The organism is Nonomuraea sp. KM90 (assembly GCF_052246675.1).
Classification (GTDB): Bacteria; Actinomycetota; Actinomycetes; order Streptosporangiales; family Streptosporangiaceae; genus Nonomuraea.
Genome location: NZ_JBQQCB010000093.1, coordinates 24,781 through 42,568 on the forward strand (window position 1 = coordinate 24,781; position 17,788 = coordinate 42,568).

General features: G+C 72.7%; 15 protein-coding genes. 3 read left to right on the forward strand and 12 right to left on the reverse strand.

Annotated features, from left to right (window positions below; translation table 11 throughout):
* Positions 1–8: 8 nt before the first annotated feature.
* From ACTWPW_RS47320 to ACTWPW_RS47330, 3 genes are all read right to left on the reverse strand, one after another.
* Complete coding sequence (locus tag ACTWPW_RS47320) at positions 9–1,118, reverse strand: DegT/DnrJ/EryC1/StrS family aminotransferase (RefSeq protein WP_375113821.1); 1,110 nt, start codon at positions 1,116–1,118, stop codon at positions 9–11.
* Between the two features lie 10 nt (positions 1,119–1,128).
* Entirely contained in the window at positions 1,129–1,920 is a 792-nt protein-coding gene (locus tag ACTWPW_RS47325; protein WP_375113822.1) for an AfsR/SARP family transcriptional regulator, read from the reverse strand.
* A gap of 232 nt (positions 1,921–2,152) precedes the next feature.
* The gene (locus ACTWPW_RS47330; RefSeq protein ID WP_443172621.1) at positions 2,153–3,661 is read right to left on the reverse strand and encodes an FAD-dependent monooxygenase; all 1,509 of its coding nucleotides are present in this window, start codon (positions 3,659–3,661) and stop codon (positions 2,153–2,155) included.
* 120 nt (positions 3,662–3,781) lie between these two features.
* On the opposite strand from ACTWPW_RS47330, the gene ACTWPW_RS47335 reads away from it, so the two are divergent.
* The gene (locus tag ACTWPW_RS47335) at positions 3,782–4,075 is read left to right on the forward strand and encodes an ArsR/SmtB family transcription factor (RefSeq protein ID WP_375113824.1); all 294 of its coding nucleotides are present in this window, start codon (positions 3,782–3,784) and stop codon (positions 4,073–4,075) included.
* A gap of 353 nt (positions 4,076–4,428) precedes the next feature.
* Positions 4,429–4,713 carry a WhiB family transcriptional regulator gene (locus ACTWPW_RS47340; protein ID WP_443172622.1) on the forward strand — a complete coding sequence of 95 codons (285 nt, stop codon included), beginning with the start codon at positions 4,429–4,431 and terminating at the stop codon, positions 4,711–4,713.
* A gap of 184 nt (positions 4,714–4,897) precedes the next feature.
* Here the strand turns inward: ACTWPW_RS47340 and ACTWPW_RS47345 are convergent, their stop codons facing one another.
* From ACTWPW_RS47345 to ACTWPW_RS47380, 8 genes are all read right to left on the reverse strand, one after another.
* Positions 4,898–6,181 (reverse strand): hypothetical protein, encoded by a 1,284-nt coding sequence (locus ACTWPW_RS47345; protein ID WP_443172623.1) that lies wholly within the window; start codon positions 6,179–6,181, stop codon positions 4,898–4,900.
* A gap of 241 nt (positions 6,182–6,422) precedes the next feature.
* Entirely contained in the window at positions 6,423–9,323 is a 2,901-nt protein-coding gene (locus ACTWPW_RS47350) for a helix-turn-helix transcriptional regulator (RefSeq protein WP_443172624.1), read from the reverse strand.
* Positions 9,320–10,564: an ROK family transcriptional regulator gene (locus tag ACTWPW_RS47355; protein WP_375113828.1), complete on the reverse strand. Its 1,245-nt coding sequence runs from the start codon at positions 10,562–10,564 to the stop codon at positions 9,320–9,322. The genes ACTWPW_RS47350 and ACTWPW_RS47355 overlap by 4 nt, the downstream gene beginning before the upstream one ends.
* Before the next feature lie 15 nt (positions 10,565–10,579).
* Positions 10,580–12,010, reverse strand: coding sequence for a glycoside hydrolase family 5 protein (locus ACTWPW_RS47360; protein ID WP_443172625.1), 1,431 nt, complete (start codon positions 12,008–12,010; stop codon positions 10,580–10,582).
* 27 nt (positions 12,011–12,037) lie between these two features.
* On the reverse strand, positions 12,038–12,862 hold the full coding sequence (locus tag ACTWPW_RS47365) for a carbohydrate ABC transporter permease (RefSeq protein ID WP_443172626.1): 825 nt from the start codon (positions 12,860–12,862) through the stop codon (positions 12,038–12,040).
* Positions 12,849–13,727 (reverse strand): carbohydrate ABC transporter permease, encoded by an 879-nt coding sequence (locus ACTWPW_RS47370; protein ID WP_443172627.1) that lies wholly within the window; start codon positions 13,725–13,727, stop codon positions 12,849–12,851. Before ACTWPW_RS47370 ends, ACTWPW_RS47365 begins: the two co-directional genes overlap by 14 nt.
* Positions 13,728–13,745: 18 nt before the next feature.
* The gene (locus tag ACTWPW_RS47375) at positions 13,746–14,987 is read right to left on the reverse strand and encodes an extracellular solute-binding protein (RefSeq protein WP_443172628.1); all 1,242 of its coding nucleotides are present in this window, start codon (positions 14,985–14,987) and stop codon (positions 13,746–13,748) included.
* Positions 14,988–15,373: 386 nt separating this feature from the next.
* Positions 15,374–15,592 (reverse strand): hypothetical protein, encoded by a 219-nt coding sequence (locus ACTWPW_RS47380; RefSeq protein WP_443172629.1) that lies wholly within the window; start codon positions 15,590–15,592, stop codon positions 15,374–15,376.
* Between the two features lie 6 nt (positions 15,593–15,598).
* Here ACTWPW_RS47380 and ACTWPW_RS47385 point away from each other — a divergent pair, with 6 nt between their 5' ends.
* Positions 15,599–15,973, forward strand: a complete 375-nt coding sequence (locus ACTWPW_RS47385; protein ID WP_443172630.1) for an SDR family oxidoreductase — start codon at positions 15,599–15,601, stop codon at positions 15,971–15,973.
* Positions 15,974–16,097: 124 nt separating this feature from the next.
* On the opposite strand, the gene ACTWPW_RS47390 is transcribed toward ACTWPW_RS47385, so the two are convergent.
* Positions 16,098–17,654, reverse strand: coding sequence for an N-acyl-D-amino-acid deacylase family protein (locus tag ACTWPW_RS47390; RefSeq protein ID WP_443172631.1), 1,557 nt, complete (start codon positions 17,652–17,654; stop codon positions 16,098–16,100).
* Positions 17,655–17,788: the final 134 nt, after the last annotated feature.

The following is a 17,788-nucleotide window of genomic DNA, read 5'->3' on the forward strand; positions in this document are numbered from 1 at the left end:
CCCGTCAATCAGACGTCCAGTACGGAACGCACCGCGGATATCACCTTGTCCTGCGTCTCCGCCGGCAGCGACGGGTACATCGGCAGCGAGAAGATCTCGTCGGCCAGCCGCTCGGTCACCGGCAGCGCCCCCTTCTCGTAGCCGAGGTGGGCGAAGCCGGTCATCGTGTGCACCGGCCACCGGTAGCTGACGTTGAGGTGGATGTCGTAGGCCTTGAGCGCCTCGATGATCCGGTCGCGCTCGGGGTGCCTGGCGACGTACACGTAGTAGACGTGGTCGTTGCCGGCCGCGAGCGAGGGCAGCACCAGGTCGGAAATGTCGCCCAGCCCCTCCTGGTAGCGGCGGGCGACGGCGCGGCGGCCCTCGATGTACGCGTCGAGGCGGCGCAGCTTCCTGCGCAGGATCTCCGCCTGCACCTCGTCGAGCCGGCTGTTGTGCCCCGGCGTGTCGACCACGTAGTAGCGCTCCTCCATGCCGTAGTAGCGCAGCCGGCGCAGGTTCGCCTCGACGCGCGGGTCGGAGCTGATCGTGGCGCCGCCGTCGCCGTACGCGCCGAGCACCTTGGTCGGGTAGAAGGAGAAGGCCGCGGCGTCGCCCATCGTGCCGGCCAGCCGTCCGTGATGGCGGGCGCCGTGGGCCTGCGCGCAGTCCTCCAGCACCCGCAGCCCGTGCTCCCCGGCCAGCTCCAGCAGCGGCGCCATCTCGACGCACTGGCCGTACAGGTGCACCGGGAGCAGACAGCGGGTACGCGGCGTGATCGCGGCCCCGATCCGCGTGGTGTCCATCAGGTAGTCCTCGGCCCTGACGTCGACGAAGACCGGCGTCGCGCCGACCGCGTCGATCGCCACCACCGTGGGCGCCGCCGTGTTCGACACGGTGATCACCTCGTCGCCCGGGCCGACGCCGAGCGCCTGGAGGCCGAGCACGATCGCGTTGGTGCCGTTGTCGACGCCCACGCAGTGCGGGACGCCGTGATATCCGGCGAACTCCGCTTCGAACGAGGCGACGCTGTTGCCCAGCACCAGCTGGCCGGATTCGAAGACCGTCTCGACCGCGTCCAGAATGTCGGCGCGCTCCCGCTGGTATTCCGTCAGGTAATTCCACACATAGGTCGGCACGACCCCCTCCTCATACGTAGACCCGGCCGGCGTCCAGCTTCGGGTCGGACCGTAAAAGCGCCTGCTGCAGGTGCTGGAGGCGAGCCGACGGCTCGACGCCGAGCTCGTTCACGAGCGTCGTGCGGAGCTTGACGAAGTTCTCCAGCGCTTGACTCTTCCGGCCCGCCCGATGCAGCGCGATCATGAACTGGGCCCAGAAGTTCTCGTGCATCGGGTAGCGCGCGGTCAGCGCCGACAGCTCCGCCAGCAGGCCGACGTGCCGGCCCAGCCGCAGGTCGCTCTCGATGCGCGCCTCCAGCACGCCCAGCTTGCTCTCCTCCAGGCGGGCCACCTCGACCCCGATCCGCAGGCCGGCGTGCACGTCGACGAGCGCCTCGCCGCGCCACATGTCCAGCGCCTGGTTGAACAGCGCGGAGGCCGATTCCCACTGGCCGGCCTCGAAGGCCCGCTTTCCCGCGGCCACCAGGTGCTCGTAGCGGTTGACGTCGACGTCGGCCGGGTCGATGTCCAGCAGGTAGCCCCCGTAGGAGGTGCTCAGGACGTCCTTGGCCGAGTCGGTGCAGTTCGCGCCCAGCGCGGCGGCGATCCCGCGGCGTACCTGCAGGATGTACGTCTGGAGCGTCGACAGGGCGCTGGCGGGTGGATGCATCCCCCACAGCTCCTCGATGAAGGCCGGCACCGTCACCATGTTGCCTGCCTGCAACGCCAGCAGGGAGAACACCTGCCGGGGCTTGCGGGGGATGGGAGTGATCGACATTCCGTTCTCACGTGCGACCAGCGGGCCCAGAACCTTGATCTCCATAGAGACGGCGTCCCCTCAACATGCTTTTCTTCGAGCTGACCGTCTCCACGATGTCAAGGATGTGCAGGGCACAAAAGTGTGCCCCACATGCGTTGTCATGAATTCAGCGGGCCGAAGACGTGCAGGATTCATGGTTTGTGACGGAGAAAAGAACTTCGGCGCTGATCAGGTGTCCTCGGAAATGGCGGGAACCGGCGAGGCCGCGATGATGGCCCGCCGTCACGTTTGAGCGCTATCGCGTTTGAGCGCTGTCATTTCGGGCGCTGTCATTTGGAGCGCTGTCATTTTGAGCGCTGTCATTTCGGGCGCTCGGGCCGAACCAGCGGACGAGCGCGTCGCGCAGCGGGTGCCCGGCGGCCTCGGACGTCCAAGCCACGTACCCGTCGGGCCGGATCAGCAACGCCTCGGCGGGATGGTCCGCGGCGGCCCGCACCACGTCCACCCGATCCGCCCACCCCTCGGCCACGGCCACCAGGTCGTCACGGCCGGCCAGATCGAGCAGCAGCGGCCGCCCGGCCCGCAACAGCTCCACCAGCCGGACCGGCGGCCCCGCCCCCTCCGGGATCTTCAGCACCATGTCCACGGCCATCCGCCCGGCCCCGGGCACGCCCACGTCGTAGGCGGTGTGCACGCCGCTGATCATCCCGCTCAGGTACTCGTTCACGTCGTCGAAGCGCATCAGCTCGGCGAACAGCTCGCGGAGCGGATCGACCGACGGGTCCGGGTCGGCCAGCGCGGTCTGCGCCCGCACGTTCCAGAGCACGCGGGCGCCCACCGGGTGCCGTTCGGCGTGGTAGGTGTCGAGCAATCCGTCGGGCGCGTGGCCGTGCACCTGGGCGGCAAGCTTCCAGCCCAGGTTGAACGCGTCCTCCAGCCCGGTGTTCAGCCCCTGCCCGCCCCAGGGGAAGTGCACGTGCGCGGCGTCGCCGGCCAGCAGCACCCGGCCCGCGCGGTACGTCTCGGCCTGCAGCGCGGCGTCGCCGTACCGGGACAGGTTGCGGGGCTCGGCCATCGGGACCGGCCTGCCGAGGATGCGCTCGGCAGCCTCCTTCAGCTCGGCGAGCGTGACCGGGGCCTGCCGGTCGGGGTGCGGGGCGCGGAAGTCGTACGTGGTGAGGCGGCTGTGGCCGGCCGGGTCGAGCCAGACGATGATCCAGCCGCGCGGGGTGCGGGTGTAGCCGGGGGGCACGCCGTACGGGTCGAGGAGCCGTACGTCGCCCATGAGCGCGGCCACCCGCGCCTGCGTGCCGGTGAACGGGATGCCGGCGGCACGGCGCACCAGGCTGCGCGCGCCGTCCGCGCCCACCACGTAGCGCGCGGCCAGCTCCCGCCCGTTGACGGTCAGCACCACCCGCTCGTCGTCCTGGACCAGCCCGGTCACCTCCTGCCCCCGCCTGATCTCCGCGCCGAGTGCGGCCGCCTGGCGGGCGAACACCTGCTCGGCCCACGCCTGAGGGCTGCCCACGATGCTCGCGCCCTCCTCCACGACCGCGCCCAGGTCGAGCCCGAACATGCCGGAGAAGTGGAAGCTCACGCTGCCCCTGCTCGACCTCCCGACCAGGTCGAGCAGCCCCCGCCGGTCGAGGCTCTGCGCGGTGCGCGCGTGCAGCGTCCCCGCCTTGGACTCCCCCGACGGCATCGCCAGCCGTTCGAGCACGAGCGGCCGGACGCCCTGCAGCCCGAGCTCGGCGGCCAGCAACATGCCCACCGGCCCGCCACCCACGATCGCGACGTCGAACATCACCACTCCTCCGGACCCGCACCGCTCACATTGTTCGAGAAAGTCGTACTGTACGAGATATTCGTACATACGAGGTCGCCGCGTCAAACTCATTGTTCGGGACATGCGTACAATCAAGGCATGCTCCACCCGTCACGCGACCAGCTCAACCTGCTCGACGTGCTCGCGGCCCTCGGCCATCCCGTCCGCGCGGAGATCGTCCGGGCCCTGGGGTCGGGCGAGGAGCAGTTCTGCGGCTCGATCGTGCCCGGCGTGCCCAAATCCACCCTCACCACGCACTGGCGGGTCCTGCGGGAGGCGGGCGTGATCTCGCAGCGCCCAGAGGGCCGCAAACTGTTCATCACCCTGCGCCGCGACGACCTCGATGCCCGCTTCCCGGGCCTCCTCGACCTGGTGCTGAACGAGCAACCCTAGCCGCCGCGGCCCTCCCGCACCGCCACGCGTTCGCCGGTTCGGCGGCCCGGCGGGAGCCGACGCGTTCCGGCATGACCGCGTCCCCTTCGGGACGGGCGGCGCCCTCACCCGTATCGGACATCCGCCGGCGCCCGGCGCCGACCCCTGGTGTCCGTCCGGCGTTCCCGCCGGCGGGCCGAAACCCCGTGGCCAGGCGGCCACCCCGGTGAGTGGCTGGGGGTTCCCGGATGCGAAGGGGGACCCGCACACGCGACCGTCGAAGTGTCGTCGCCGGGAGATCAACCACCAACGATCCCCCACGGCCCGTCACCCCGACCGCGCACCCGCTCCCCATCATCCACCAGGCGGTGATCATGACCATCCACCTTGACCAGCTCCACGAGCCACGACCGCATCTGTACTGGGCGACCCGCGCCGCCTGCAAGGACGCCGACCCCGGCCTGTTCTTCCCCTTCACCTGGGACGGCCTGGCAACCGAGACCCTCGACCAGGCGCGCCGCATCTGCCACGCCTGCCCCGTACGGGCGGCCTGCCTCGACTGGGCCCTGCGCACCGGCGAACCCGACGGCGTCTGGGGCGGCACCACCCCCGACGAACGCCGCAGCTTACGCGCCCGTCACCTCAGAACCCCCGCGTGACCGACCGGTTCGCGAGCCGGCAGCCGGCGCCTCAGCCGCGGTCGCGGTTCGCCGCGTACCCCCGCTCTCCGGAAGCGCACGATCCGGATGGCCATCGAGCGGGGGTACGCCGGCGCACCGCACTCGACGCCCTCACCGGCATCCGCGGTTGTCGATGGTCGGCAGGGCGATGACGATCGCCGTCTCAGCCGATCACCGGGTAGCTGCTCGACCCGAGACCCCCGCCGGGCCATGGGCCGATCGCCATGGAGCTGTTCACCACTGACGGTGCGACTCCCGGTCGGGTCTCCCGGTCCCTTCCGGTCCTGCCGTCGAGGACGACGGGCCCGTTGTCGGTCCTTCCGTAGACGGCCCCGTGCCAGGCTCCGGTCACGTGGGGAACCAGGCGCCCGCCGCTCTTCGTGATCGACCACAGCCACGAGCCGGTCCGCGCGTCGAGCGCGCCGACCCAGTCACCGCCCGAGCAGACGGTGATGGCCTGCTCGTCGTACCGGCAGCTCGACGGATGGGAGACCGGCTTGCCGGGCCTCGCCTTGGTGACGGCCACCACCCGTCCCGTCGCGATCTCCACCACGTCGACGTACGGCTTCCCGTCCGGGTCGGTGCGTCCCCGGACGACGGCCTTGGACGGGCCGGCCGGGAACACCTCGACCGAGAAGGCGTCGCGGGGCGACACCCATCGCGGCCGGCCGGTCCGGGCGTCGATCCCGCGGACCTGGATCTTCGGCGTCCGCCCGGTTCCGGGCTGCCGGCCCGTCACCACCCCGGCCGCCACGGCCCGGGCCTCGAACCCGCGCCTGCTCCACCGCACCTTACGGCTGCCCAGGTCCAGCGCGTACGTGTCACCGCGCCCGGCCGACAGTGACGGGTCCACGATCCGGACGATCCCCACCCCGTCGGCCACGCCCGCGAACGAGACCTCGACGTCGCTCGGAGAGCCCGTCCCCGTCCACCCCTTGACGGGGATCTCGGCGCGCCAGTCGGTCTTCCCGTTCTCCGGGTCGATCGACACGACCTCGACCAGCGGGCGGCCCGGGGTGGTGCCCTGTCCCGGCGCCTCGCCGAGGAACGCCGCGAGCACGGTCGGCCGGCCTTCGACGGACGTGAGCGTCGGCAGCGCGATCACCGTGACGGACCTCGGCTGCGGGTGGGTCGGCTTGATCACCTCCCGCACCTTGCTGGTGCGGGTGTCGACCAGGCGGATCTCCTCTCCGGAGGACGCGGTCGGTTTGCTGCCGTGGATGGGGACGATCGCTGTGGTGCCGTGCAGCAGCACCTCGTGCGCGTCCGTGGAGACCTCCAGCGGCCCGGCGGCGGCGTCGTCGAAGCGGGTGGGCGGGTCGACGGACCGGAGGTCGACCGGCGGCCTCGACGTGAGGTAGTCGCCGGGGTCCAGCGGCTCGATCGGCGCGACCGTACACCCGCCGACCGCCGCGAGCAGCAGCACGATCCCCGTGATTAATCGCATCGCATCCCCACTGTCGGCATTCACGTCCGCCAACGCAGCAAGCTACCGGTTCGCATCCACCTCGACCAGCACGCCGTGGGAAAGCCCGGCCGGCATGGCGCGCGTCCGGCTCTGTCCGCGGATTCTCCGGGGCGCGCGGGCGGCAGGCAGGGCCGCCGCGCGTCCCGGGGAGGCCGCGGAGCACCCGCGGTACGCGGCGCGCCCGTGGCGCGTGAAGCACCCGCGGCGTGCCGCCGGGCGGTCAGCCCGCGCGGCGGCCATGGACGTGGTCGTCGGTCAGGACGCGGTCGAGCTGGCTGCGCGACGTGATGTCGAGCTTGGCGAAGATCTTGCTGAGGTGGTATTCGACGGTACGCGGGCTGACGAACAGCTGGCTGCCGATCTCCGAGTTGGTCAGGCCCTCGGTGGCGAGCCGGGCGATCTGGCCCTCGCGAGGGGTGAGGTCGCCACCGGACGGGACGCCGCGCCGCTGCGAGCTCTCCCCCGTGGCCCGCAGCTCCCGCTCCGCCCGCTCGGCGAAGCCCGCCATGCCCATCGTGGTGAACAGCCGGTGCGCGGTACGGAGGTGCTGACGGGCCTCGACCCGGCGCCGTTCGCGGCGGAGCCATTCGCCGTAGAGGAGGTGGGCCCGGGCGAGGTCGGGGCGCAGACGGGTGCGGCCGAGCCGGTCGATCGCCTCCAGGTAGCGGCTCTCCGCCGCACCCTCCTCGCTGACCAGCGCTCGCGCACGGGCCTCGATCCCGAGAGCCCAGTCGCTCCGGCTGCCGCGGGTCGCCTCGGCGAGCTGCTCGACCGCCCGGCGGGCCAGCTCGAGGTCGCCGCTGCGGGCGGCGGCCTCGGCCAGTTCGGCCGGCGCCCACTGGGACGGGGCGCCCGGGGCCTGCGGGTCGGCGCAGGCGCGCCCGGCCGCCGCGCGGGCCTCGTCATACCGGCCCAGACCGTTGCAGAGCACGGCTCTCGCCCAGTCGGCGACCGTCATCCCGGCGCCCTCCCCGCGGGAGGCCGCCTCGCTCGAACTCGTCCGCATCAGCTCCTCGGCCTCCGCCGCACGGCCGCGCCACGCGGCGAGCGCGAGGGCGCCCCGGTTGGTCATCCGCAGCCCGGTCGCCGAGGTGATCGCCTGCACCTCCGCGCTCAGCGACGCCGCCTGGTCCAGCTCGCCCTCGAAGAGGTGCACGGTGATGCGCGAGCCGAGGGCGAGGGGCAGCTCGGCGAGCGCGCCGGTGTCCCGCGCCAGGCCGGCGTGCCGCTCCGCCAGCTCTCTCCAGGCGTCACCGTCCCACAGCGCCACGGCGGCGATGGAGGCGAGGCGGAGCTGCTGGAGTTCGTCTCCTCGGGGGCTTTCGGCGGTTCCGGTGGGTCCCTGCGCAACGGAGGCTCCCGAAGGGCCGGCGGTGGCGGGGTCGAGGAGGGCGGTCACGGCCCGGCGCAACACCGGTGCCGCCGTGCCCGCGTCCGCGGTGAAGAGCAGTGCCAGCCCGTCGAGCAGCAGGTCCTCGGTACGCCCGGACACCGGGGAGGCGGCCGACGCCGCGCGGACGGCGGCGGCGACGTCGAGCAGGCCGCCTTCCCCGGACGCCAGCCGGCCGGCGAACATCGCCGCGGTCAACGCCTCCTGATAGGCCCCGCGGGCCAGCGCCCGGTCCAGCGGCCGGAGCCGGTGCGCGGCCTCCAGCAACAGCGGCGGGGCGGCGTTCCCGTGGTCGGCGGTGAACGTGATCCCGGCGTGCGTCACGGCCGCGTGCGCCCGCTGCCGGTCGTCGAGCGGGCCGGAGAGCGCCACGCCGAGGAGGCCGGACGCGGCCTCCGGCGCGCCGGCGTCCTGCTTGGCCCGTGCCGCGGCGAGCGCGCGCTCGGTGCGCCGGGCGGGCTCGGGGGTCAGCTCCGTCGCCCGCTGCAGGAACGCGGCCGCCGCCGCCAGGCCGCCGCGGGCCTGCGCGCAGGGGGCCAGGCGGACCAGGTCGGCGGCGAGCTCCTCGTCGGGCTCGGCGGCGGCGTGCGCGCGGTGCCAGGCCCGGCGGTCCGGGTCGGTCCCGGCGTCGGTCGCCTCGGCCAGTACGTGGTGCGCCCGCCTGCGCTCCTCCGGCGCCGCGGCCCGGTACACCGCCGAACGCGCGAGCGGGTGGCAGAACCGCACCCGGGCGCCGAACTCGCACAGGTCGGCCGCCACCGCCGCACCCGCCGCGACCGTGCCGACACCGAGCCGCGCCGACGCCCGCCAGACCAGGACCGGGTCCCCGAGCGGCTCCGCGGCCGCGACCAGCAACAACCAGCGGGTCTCCGGCGGCAGCGGGTCCAGGCGCCGCCGGTAGCTCTCCTCGATCCAGCCGGGCAGCGCCTGCACGTCCGGCAGGCCGAAGCCGCCGGCCAGCTCGGCGGGGGTCATCGCCTGCGACAGTTCCAGCAGCGCCAGCGGGTTGCCGTGCGCCTCGGCGACGATCCGGTCCCGTACCAGCGGATCGAGCGGGCCGGGAAGCACCGAGTGCAGCAGTGCCCGCGCGTCCTCCTCCCGCAGCCCGCCGATCGCCAGCTCCGGCAGGCCGGCCAGGTCGTACGTGTCGCCGCCGCTGCGGACCGCGAACACGCACGCCACCGACTCGGCGGACAGCCGCCGCGCGACGAACGCGAGCGTCCGCGCCGAGGCCCGGTCGAGCCACTGCGCGTCCTCGATCACGCACACCAGCGGCTGGACCTCCGCCACCTCCGTGAGCAGGGTCAGCACGGCCAATCCCACCAGGAACCGGTCGGGCGGCGGCCCGGCGGACAGGCCGAAGGCGATGGCCAGCGCGTCCCGCTGCGGCTCCGGCAACCGGTCGAGCCGGTCCAGCATCGGCGCGCAGAGCTGGTGCACCGCCGCGTACGGCAGCTCCATCTCGGACCTGATGCCCGCGGCGCGCGCCACCCGGCAGCCCTCGGCCCGATCCACCAGGTATTCGAGCAGGGCCGACTTGCCCACGCCCGGCTCCCCGCGCAACACCAGGCTCCGGCTCTCGCCCGAGCGGACCGCTGCCACCAGCCGGTCGAGCCTTTCGCATTCGGCCCGGCGGGGATCCAGCATGGGGGTGAGGACCGTACGATGCGCGGGACGCGGATCGATGGTCGGTCGTCCGAGGGACGAGCTCGCCTCGCGTAAGCCGTTCATCTGGGTCCCCTTTCGGACATGGGATCGGCGGCGATGAGCGCTTCGAGGGGCAACAGCGCCGAGCCGGTGGCCACGGCGTCACCCCCGAACTTGGCGACCAGCAACTGGAACTGGCCGCCCGGTCTGGACAGGCTGTACTTCTTGATCGCGGCGGTGATGCGGTCACCGAGCGACTCCATGAGCCGCAGGCCGACCCAGCCGCCGATGACGATCCGTTCCGGACCGGCCAGGTTGACCATGCCGCCCAGCACGGCCCCCAGGCAGTCGACGACGTCCTCGACGATCTCGCTCGCGTCCGGGTCGCCGCGGTGCGCCGCGGCGATGAGCTCGCCGACGGCCCGCCAGCCGGTGCCCTCGAAGACGCCGCCCCTGGCCCGCCACGCAGACAGGATCGCGTCGGAGCCGAGGTACGCCTCCACGCACCCCCGGTTCCCGCACCGGCACACCCGGCCGCCGCGCTCGATCACCATGTGCCCCCACTCCGTCGCGCTGGAGTGGGCGCCGTAGGCCACCTGGCCCCCGGTGACGACGCCGAGCCCGACGCCCCTGCCGAGCAGCGCGACCAGGGCGTGGCCGGTGCCGCGGGCGTTGCCGAACCAGTGCTCGGCCCGGGCCTGCATCTTGGCGCCGTTCTCGGCCAGGACGGAGATGCTGCCGACGTCGCACAGGGACCGGACCGGGACGGGCGGCCAGCCGAGGCTCTGGGCGTACAGGATCTGGCCTCCGTCAGGGGCGGTCTCGACGATGCCCGGCAGGCCGAGGCCGATGCCGAGCAGGGTCGGCCACCGGCGGGCGTTGCGGTCGCGCAGGGCCTCCAGGGCCTCGTGGATGTCGGCGCCGATCCGTTCGGGGTCCTCGTCCTCGGCGCCGCCGCGGAACTCGCGGTCGATCCGGTTCATCGCCAGGTCGAACATCTCCACCGCGACGCCGCGCTCGCCGACGTCGGCGCCGATCGTGATCGCGCTCTCGGCGCGGGGGCCGATCAGCGTGATCGGGCGGCCGCCCCGCGAGGACACCGATCCGCGCTCCTCGACGAGGCCCGCGGCGATCAGCTCGGCGACGAGGTTGCCGGCCGAGGCCGTGGACAGGCCGCTCTCCCTGGCGATGTCGGCGCGGGTGGTCTCCTGCGCGAGGATGACCTGCTTGAGCACCAGCGCTCTGTTCCGCTGCCGCAGGGTGGTGACCGTGGACACCTCGGGGAGCGAGGTGACGCGCCGGCCGCCTCCGGATTCGACGTTCATGCTTCCTCGCCCGTCTCAGCCGGCCGCGGTCACGTCGAGGGCGCGCAGCCGCGCGGTCCTGGTCGCGCGGACGACCAGGCGGCCCTCCTGCCAGGAGATCTCGAACGCGTCCGGCTCGTCGGAGTCGGCCCGCCAGCCGGCCGGCCGGCTTTCGAGCGGGAAGTGCAGCTCGTCCCCGGCGTCGAGGGTCATGGGCATCAGCTCCGCCTCCGTGTACGGCCGCCCGGAGGAACGGTGCCAGATGCCTTCGAGGCCGAACCCGGCGAACCGGTCGCGGTGCTCCGGCGACCCGTCGACGAACCCCCACGCGGGGATCCGCAGCGGGGCCCGCCCGAAAGCGGCGTTGACGATCTCCGTACGCTCCTGGCAGGCGGCCAGCGCCACGGAGTCGAGGAAGCCCTCGAGGATCTTCCAGGCCGGGCCGGGTTCCACCGTCGCGTCCGGATCGGCGATCAGCGACCAGTCCTCGGGGAGCGGGGCGGAGACGGGCGAGGTGAGCGTGTCGAGCTTCTTCCACGGCCAGAGGTTCCAGCCGATCCCGTGCCCCTCGTACAGCCGGTGCGCGGTGTAGACCCATTCCGGGGTGTTCTCACCGCCCTCTCCCATGTAGACGGGCACGCCGAGACGGTCCCGGACGTCGAGGTACGGCTGGATGCTCGCCCGGTCGGGCGGGCACCAGTAGCGGTGGAACTGCAGGGCGGAGTTGGGGTCGAAGACCTCCGTGAAGATCGACCAGTTCGTCGCCCAGTGGGAGCCCTCGTACATGATCAGGTGGGCGGGGTCGATCGCGCGGATCGCGGCGGTCAGGTCGCGATAGAGGGCGACGAGCTCGTCGGGGTAGAGGTGCTGCCACTCGTTCGGCAGCGGCTCGTTCAGCAGGTCGTAGCCGAGCACGACGGGGTTGTCCGCGTACCGCCGGGCGATCTCCTCCCAGAGGCGGATCGTCCTGCGCCGGTGGCGCTCGTCCATGAACAGCTCGGGCATGCCGTTCGGGGAGTCGTCGATGTTGGTGCCCGTCTGCCCGCCCGGCGCCCCGTGCAGGTCGAGCAGCACCCACAGGTTGTGGGTCGCGCACCAGCGCAGCAGGTCGTCGACGTACGCGAAGCCGCCGAGGAAGGCGCCGTCCTCGTCGATCAGCTCGCGGGAGTTGAGCGGGACCCTGACGTGGTCGAAGCCCATGCGGGCGATGGCGGCGATGTCCTCCTCCGCGACGAAGGCGGCGCGGAACCTGGTCCAGAACTCGGCGGCCCGGGTGGGGCCGACGAGGGATTCCACCCGGCGCTCGATCAGGCGGGCCGAATTCATCTCGTCGCCGAACCTCCACATGTAGCCCTCGGCGAGCAGCCAGTTGCCGAGGCCGATGCCGCGCAGCAGCAGCGGGGTGCCCGAGCCGTCGACGAGCTCGGTGCCGCTGGCGCGGACGAAGCCGGCGAAACGATTGGTCATGGAGCTTCCTTGTGTTCCTAGAGGGCCTTACCTGAGACCGGACAGGGTGAATCCCCGCACGATGTGACGCTGGAAGAGGACGAAGACGATCAGGACCGGCACCACCATGAGGGTCGAGCCGGCCATCTGGAGCGACGGGCTGGTGGCGATCTGCCGGTTCAGCAGCGACACCCCGACCGACAGGGTGTAGAGCCGCTCGTCGCCGGCGATGATCAGCGGCCAGAGGAAGCTGTTCCACGCCCCGATGAAGGTCAGGATGATCTGGACGGCCATGACCGGCCTGGACAGCGGCAGCACGATCCGCCAGAAGATGCGCGCCTCGCCGGCCCCGTCGATGCGCGCCGCCTCGATCATCTCGGTGGGGACGGTGACCATGAACTGCCGGAACAGGAAGACGCCGAACCCCGACACCAGCCCCGGGAGCGCGATGCCGACCAGGGTGTCGGTCAGCTTCATGCCGTTGAGGATGAGATAGGTGGGGATCATGGTCACCTGCACCGGGATCATCATCGTGGCGAGCACGAGGAAGAACATCGGGCCGCGGCCCCGGAAGCGGAACTTGGCGAACCCGTATCCGGCCATCGCCATGAGGACCACCCCGGCCATGCTGATCAGCACGACCACGACCGTGTTGACCAGGTAGCGGGCGAAGTCCAGCTCCCCGAACAGCTGCGCGAAATACCGCAGGGTGGGCTCCTCCGGCAGGATCCGGGGCGGGTGGCCGACCGCCTCGGAGTGCGGCTTCACCGACCCGAAGATCATCCAGAGGAACGGGAACGCCGTCAGCAGCGCCCCGGCGCTCAGGACGACGCCGATGGTCACGGTCAGGCCGCGCGGGCTAACGATCCGCATCGGACCTCCGCGCGCGCAGCTGGATCAGGGTCACCCCGGCGATGATCACGAACAGCACGACGGTCCCGGCGCCGGCGTAGCCGAACTGACCGGCCGCGAACCCCTTCTGGTAGAGGAACAGGGAGATGCTCGTCGACTCGCCGAGCGGCCCGCCCTTGGTGAGCACGAAGGGCTCGTCGAAGAACTGCAGCCAGGCGATGACCGTGGTGACGGCGACGAAGAAGAACGCGAACCGCAGCAGCGGGATCACGATCGAGACGACCTTGCGCAGCTCGGAGGCGCCGTCGAGCTCCGCGGCCTCCAGATACTCCCGGGGGACGGCCTTCAGCGCGGCGAGGAAGATGATGATGTTCAGCCCCGTGCCGCGCCAGACCGCGACGAGCGTGACGGAGAGCTTCACCAGCACGGGGTCGCCGAGCCACCGCGCCGGCGGCAGCCCCACGATCGACAGCAGGTGGTTGACCAGGCCGAACTGCGTGTTGAGCAGGTAGCCCCACACGAGCGAGACGGCGACGATCGCGGTGATCGCCGGGACGAAGTAGAACGCCCTCAGCGCCCGGAAGAAGCGGTTCTCGCTCCGGTGGAGCAGGAGGGCGGCCACGAACGAGACGGCGATCACGGCGGGCACGCCGATCAGCGCGAAGATCCCGGTGTTGGCCAGGGCCTGCCAGAAGGCGCGGTCGGCGAACAGGTGGCGGTAGTTGTCCAGGCCGACGAAGCCGACCCTGGACCAGTCGGCCAGGCCGCCGAGGTTGAGGTCGGTGACGCTGACCGGCAGGGCGACCAGGATCGGCAGGACTCCGAAGGCGAGCAGCAGGAGCAGCGCCGGGGCGACGAAGGCGTAGGGGGCGAGCGGCTGTCTCATGGTGGTTCCCGCCGCCGGTCAGCCGGCCGACGTGCCGCTGGTCGCCGCGTACAGGTCCCGCAGGGCGGTGTCGCGGTTCGCGCCGGTCAGGACGATGGAGTTGAGGGTGTCGAGGAGGGCCTTTCCGGTCTCGCCGTCCCAGTTGGGCACCGGCGGCAGGGGTTCGGCGTCGGCCAGCTGCTCGGCGTACACCGCGGTGAACGGGTCGGAGGTGAGCTTCGGGTCGCCGAGCGCGGCCTTGGTCACGGGGAGCTGGCCGTCGAGCGCGTACCAGGTCAGCTGGGTCTGTGGCTGGGAGAGGTGGTCGAGGAGGCGCAGGGCGCCGTCCCGGTTGTCGCTGGCGTGCCACACGGCGAGGTTGGAGCCGGCCAGCAGGGAGGTACGCGCGGCGCCGCCCGGGATCGGGGCGACCGCCCACTTGCCGTCGAGCTCCGGCGCGGCCGCGGCGATGGCACTGCCCAGGTAGGGGCCGGAGACCAGCATGGGGGTCACGCCGGAGACGAAGCCCTGGACCTGGTCGAAGTCGGGGTCGGCCGGCACGCTCCCGTCGGCGTACAGGCCGGTGTAGATGTCGACGGCCTTGCGGAACTCGGGGGTGTCGAAGTCGATCGCACCGGCGGCGTCGACGATCCGGCCGCCCTGGGTCCAGGTCATGATGACGGGCAGCGCGTTGTCCCACTGCGGGATGTGGAAGCCGTACCGGCCCTTGCCCCGGCCGGCGAGGACCTTGGCGTGGGCGCGGACCTCGTCCCAGGTGGCGGGCGGCTCGGTGAGGCCCCGGTCGGCGAGGATGTCGGTGCGGTAGAACAGCACGCGGGTGTCGCTGACCCACGGGACGCTCACGGGGTGGCCGCCGTCCGTCGTGGCGAATCCGGCGACGCCGTCGAGGAAGTTCGCCGTGGCGAGGCCCGGATGGTCCTTCAGCATCCGCTCGTCGAGCTCCAGCAGGGCCCCGGAGTCGGCGAACGTGCGCAGCTTCGACAGGCCGATCTGCAGGACGTCGGGTCCGTTGCCCGACGCCACGGCGGTGGTGAACTTCTGGTCGATGGAGTCCCACGGGATGGCGACGGTGTCGACGCCGATGCCGCTCCGGTCGGCGAACGGCTTGACGAGCTGCTCGAAATGGGCGGAGCTGTCGCCCATGATCCAGACGGTCAGCTCCTTGGGGGCGCCACCGGCGTTCGCCCCGGCGCCAGGGCCGGCGCATGCGGTGAGTGCGAGTAAGCCCGCGGCGGCGAGCGCCCAACCAGCTCTTCTCATCGGAGTGATCCCTCTCAGGCGGCGGAAACGGAATCCGGGCACTGGGCCGGGCCGGTTTCCCGGCCCGTTCGAGATCCTCCATGAACGGTGAGGCGCACGCGCGGGTGGAGGGCACTTACCGGGTTCCCTTCGCATGACGCCTCCTCCCGTTTATAGGCGACTTAGCCTAAGCCATAGACAAAGTACGTCGGGGAGGCGGATCCTGGCAACCGTCAAGATTCGAGGAGGCCCGAATGAATCTCCCACGGCCCCGCCGCCCCCGGTGCCCCCGCCCGGAAGCGGACCGACCGTCCACGACCTGGATCCGCCGGGATCGGCCCGGTCGGCCGACCGGCCCCCGCGTCGTCACCTGGATCCGGCGCGACCACCGCCGCACGGAGCAGCCGTCACTGGGCGGCCGGCACCGCTCCGGCCGCGGTGGCGGCACCGGGGAGCAGGGGCCGGATCGCGGCGCGCATCCGCCGCGCGGCGCCGGGGCAGCCACGGCGCAGCCGGCCGAGGACGCTGCCGAGCGGAGCGCCGGCGAGGAAGGCCGCCACGGGGTCGTGGGGGATCTCTGACGGGTCGTCGGCATGGCCGCGCCGGTCGTCCCCCGCCCAAAGCACGCCGACGTGCTACGCGTCCGGGCCGCGAGCACCACCTGGGGAGCCGGGGACGCCCGGGTCGACTCGATCAGCCCCGGGGTCATCGCGACGCCCATGGGACAGTCCGTGCTCAGCGGCGAGCACGGCGCCGGCGCGAAGGCGATGATCGAGGCTTCCAACGCCAGGCGCGCCGGCACCGCAGGCGACATCGCGGCCGCCGCCGCGTTCGTGCTCGACCCCGCGACGAGCTACGTCTCCGGGGCCGATCCGCTGGTCGACGGCGGCGTCACCGCCACGGCCCGCACCGGGGCCTCATCGGATCCAGCGGCTGATGAGGGCGTCGTGGCTCAGGAGTTGCAGCCGCAGCTGCAGCCGCTGGCGCACGAGCAGGAAGAGCCGTGACCGCAGGAGCAAGATTTCGCTTTATTCGCTGTCATGCAGCATATATTGCGCAAAATGATGTCCGCCGAACTCGCCGCGAGGGAACAAACCCCCTCCCTCCGAGCATGTGATATCAGACGTGACATCAGCTGGCGCGACGCAGGGTGCGGCCCGGCCGGGCGCCCGTGAGCCGGCCGTCCTGGAGCGCGGGCACGCCGGACACGAGGACGTGCCGCATCCCCTCCGCGTACCGCCAGGGATCGGCGTAGGTCGCCAGGTCGGCGACCGCCGCCGGGTCGAACACGGCCAGGTCGGCGATCTGCCCGGCCGCCACCGTCCCCCGGTCGGTGAGCCCGGCGCGGGAGGCGGGCAGCGAGGTCATCTTCCGGATCGCCTCGGCCTGCGGGACCACGGCGCGCTCGCGCGCGTAGTGCCCCAGCGCCCGGGCGAAGGTGCCGAAGTTGCGCGGATGGGGGTGGCCGTCGCCGGGGGCCCGGAGCACCCAGCCGTCGCTGGCCAAGGCGGTGCTGGGATGGCGCAGCACGGCGTCCACGTCCCGCTCGGCCATCGCGTGGTTGACGATCATGACCTGGGCCTGGTGGGCGGCCAGGACGTCCAGCACGACCACGGCGGGCTCGACGCCGCCGTCCCTGGCCAGGTCGGCGATGCTGTCGCCGGCGCGGTCCGCGTACGGGCCGGGCGGGAGCGAGGCGATGACGACGCCCTCCGGCAGGAACGTACGGCCGACCGCGGGCCGCAGCTCGGCCAGCATCCGCTCCCGCGCCTCCGGGTCCGCCAGCCGCTCCAGCAGCGCCGGCGTCCCGCCCTCCAGCGCCCATCCCGGCAGCCGGGAGGTCAGCGTGGTCGACGAGGCGGTGTACGGGTAGACGTCGCAGGCCACGTCGGCCCCTTCGGCGACCGCCGCGTCGATCATCGCCAGCGCCTCGGCGACCTTGCCGTGGTTGGCCGGCCCCATCGCCTTCAGGTGGGAGATCTGCAGCCGCACGCCTGAGGCGCGGGCCGTGCCGAGCGCCTCCTCGACGGCCTCGACGAGCCGGTCGCCCTCGTCGCGCATGTGGGTGGCGTACAGCAGGCCGTGTCTGGCGGCCTCGGCGGCCAGCGCGACCACCTCGCCGGTGCCGGCGAACGACCCGGGCGCGTAGATCAGGCCGGTGGAGAGCCCGAACGCGCCCTGCCCGGCCGCCTCGGCCAGCAGCTCCCGCATCCGGTCGAGCTCGGCCGGCTCGGCCGGGCGGCGCTCCTGACCCATGACGGCGGCGCGCAGGGCGCCGTGGCCGACGAGCGGCGCGAGGTTGACCGCCGGGCGGGCGGCGTCCACGGCGGCGGCGAACCGGTCGAGGTCGCGCAGGGGGCCGTGCTCGGCGGGGAAGGGCGACAGGCCGCAGTTGCCGGTGACGAGCGTGGTGACGCCCTGCCGCAGGCATCCCTCGGCGTCCGGCGCGTCGAGCACGCTGAAGTCGGCGTGCGAGTGCAGGTCGACGAACCCGGGCGCGACGGCCAGCCCGCTGGCGTCGATGACGAGGTCCGCGACCGGCCCCCCGGAGACCCCCAGGTCAGAGGCGATCGCGGCGACGCGGCCGTCCTTGACGGCGAGGTCGGCGCGGCGGGGCGGGGCGCCCGTGCCGTCGATCAGGGTGCCGCCGACGATCAGGACGTCGTACGGGGCCCTCTCCGGCGTCATCCGGCACCGAGCGCTCTGTTCATGCGGCTCACCCTGGGGCAGCCGGCCTCAGGGCCGCCGCGCCAGGGCCAGCTGGATCCGGGTCACCGCGGCCGAGATCGCGCTCACCCATCCGGGCAGCTGGTCCCGGTCGA

Coding starts and splice junctions, on each gene's coding strand:
- ACTWPW_RS47335 (WP_375113824.1), top strand. CDS start 3,782: ATGCTCCACCCGTCACGCGACCAGCTCAACCTGCTCGACGTGCTCGCG.
- ACTWPW_RS47325 (WP_375113822.1), bottom strand. CDS start 1,920: ATGGAGATCAAGGTTCTGGGCCCGCTGGTCGCACGTGAGAACGGAATG.
- ACTWPW_RS47375 (WP_443172628.1), bottom strand. CDS start 14,987: ATGAGAAGAGCTGGTTGGGCGCTCGCCGCCGCGGGCTTACTCGCACTC.
- ACTWPW_RS47355 (WP_375113828.1), bottom strand. CDS start 10,564: ATGAACGTCGAATCCGGAGGCGGCCGGCGCGTCACCTCGCTCCCCGAG.
- ACTWPW_RS47340 (WP_443172622.1), top strand. CDS start 4,429: ATGACCATCCACCTTGACCAGCTCCACGAGCCACGACCGCATCTGTAC.
- ACTWPW_RS47330 (WP_443172621.1), bottom strand. CDS start 3,661: ATGTTCGACGTCGCGATCGTGGGTGGCGGGCCGGTGGGCATGTTGCTG.
- ACTWPW_RS47345 (WP_443172623.1), bottom strand. CDS start 6,181: ATGCGATTAATCACGGGGATCGTGCTGCTGCTCGCGGCGGTCGGCGGG.
- ACTWPW_RS47350 (WP_443172624.1), bottom strand. CDS start 9,323: ATGAACGGCTTACGCGAGGCGAGCTCGTCCCTCGGACGACCGACCATC.
- ACTWPW_RS47360 (WP_443172625.1), bottom strand. CDS start 12,010: ATGACCAATCGTTTCGCCGGCTTCGTCCGCGCCAGCGGCACCGAGCTC.
- ACTWPW_RS47370 (WP_443172627.1), bottom strand. CDS start 13,727: ATGAGACAGCCGCTCGCCCCCTACGCCTTCGTCGCCCCGGCGCTGCTC.
- ACTWPW_RS47390 (WP_443172631.1), bottom strand. CDS start 17,654: ATGACGCCGGAGAGGGCCCCGTACGACGTCCTGATCGTCGGCGGCACC.
- ACTWPW_RS47365 (WP_443172626.1), bottom strand. CDS start 12,862: ATGCGGATCGTTAGCCCGCGCGGCCTGACCGTGACCATCGGCGTCGTC.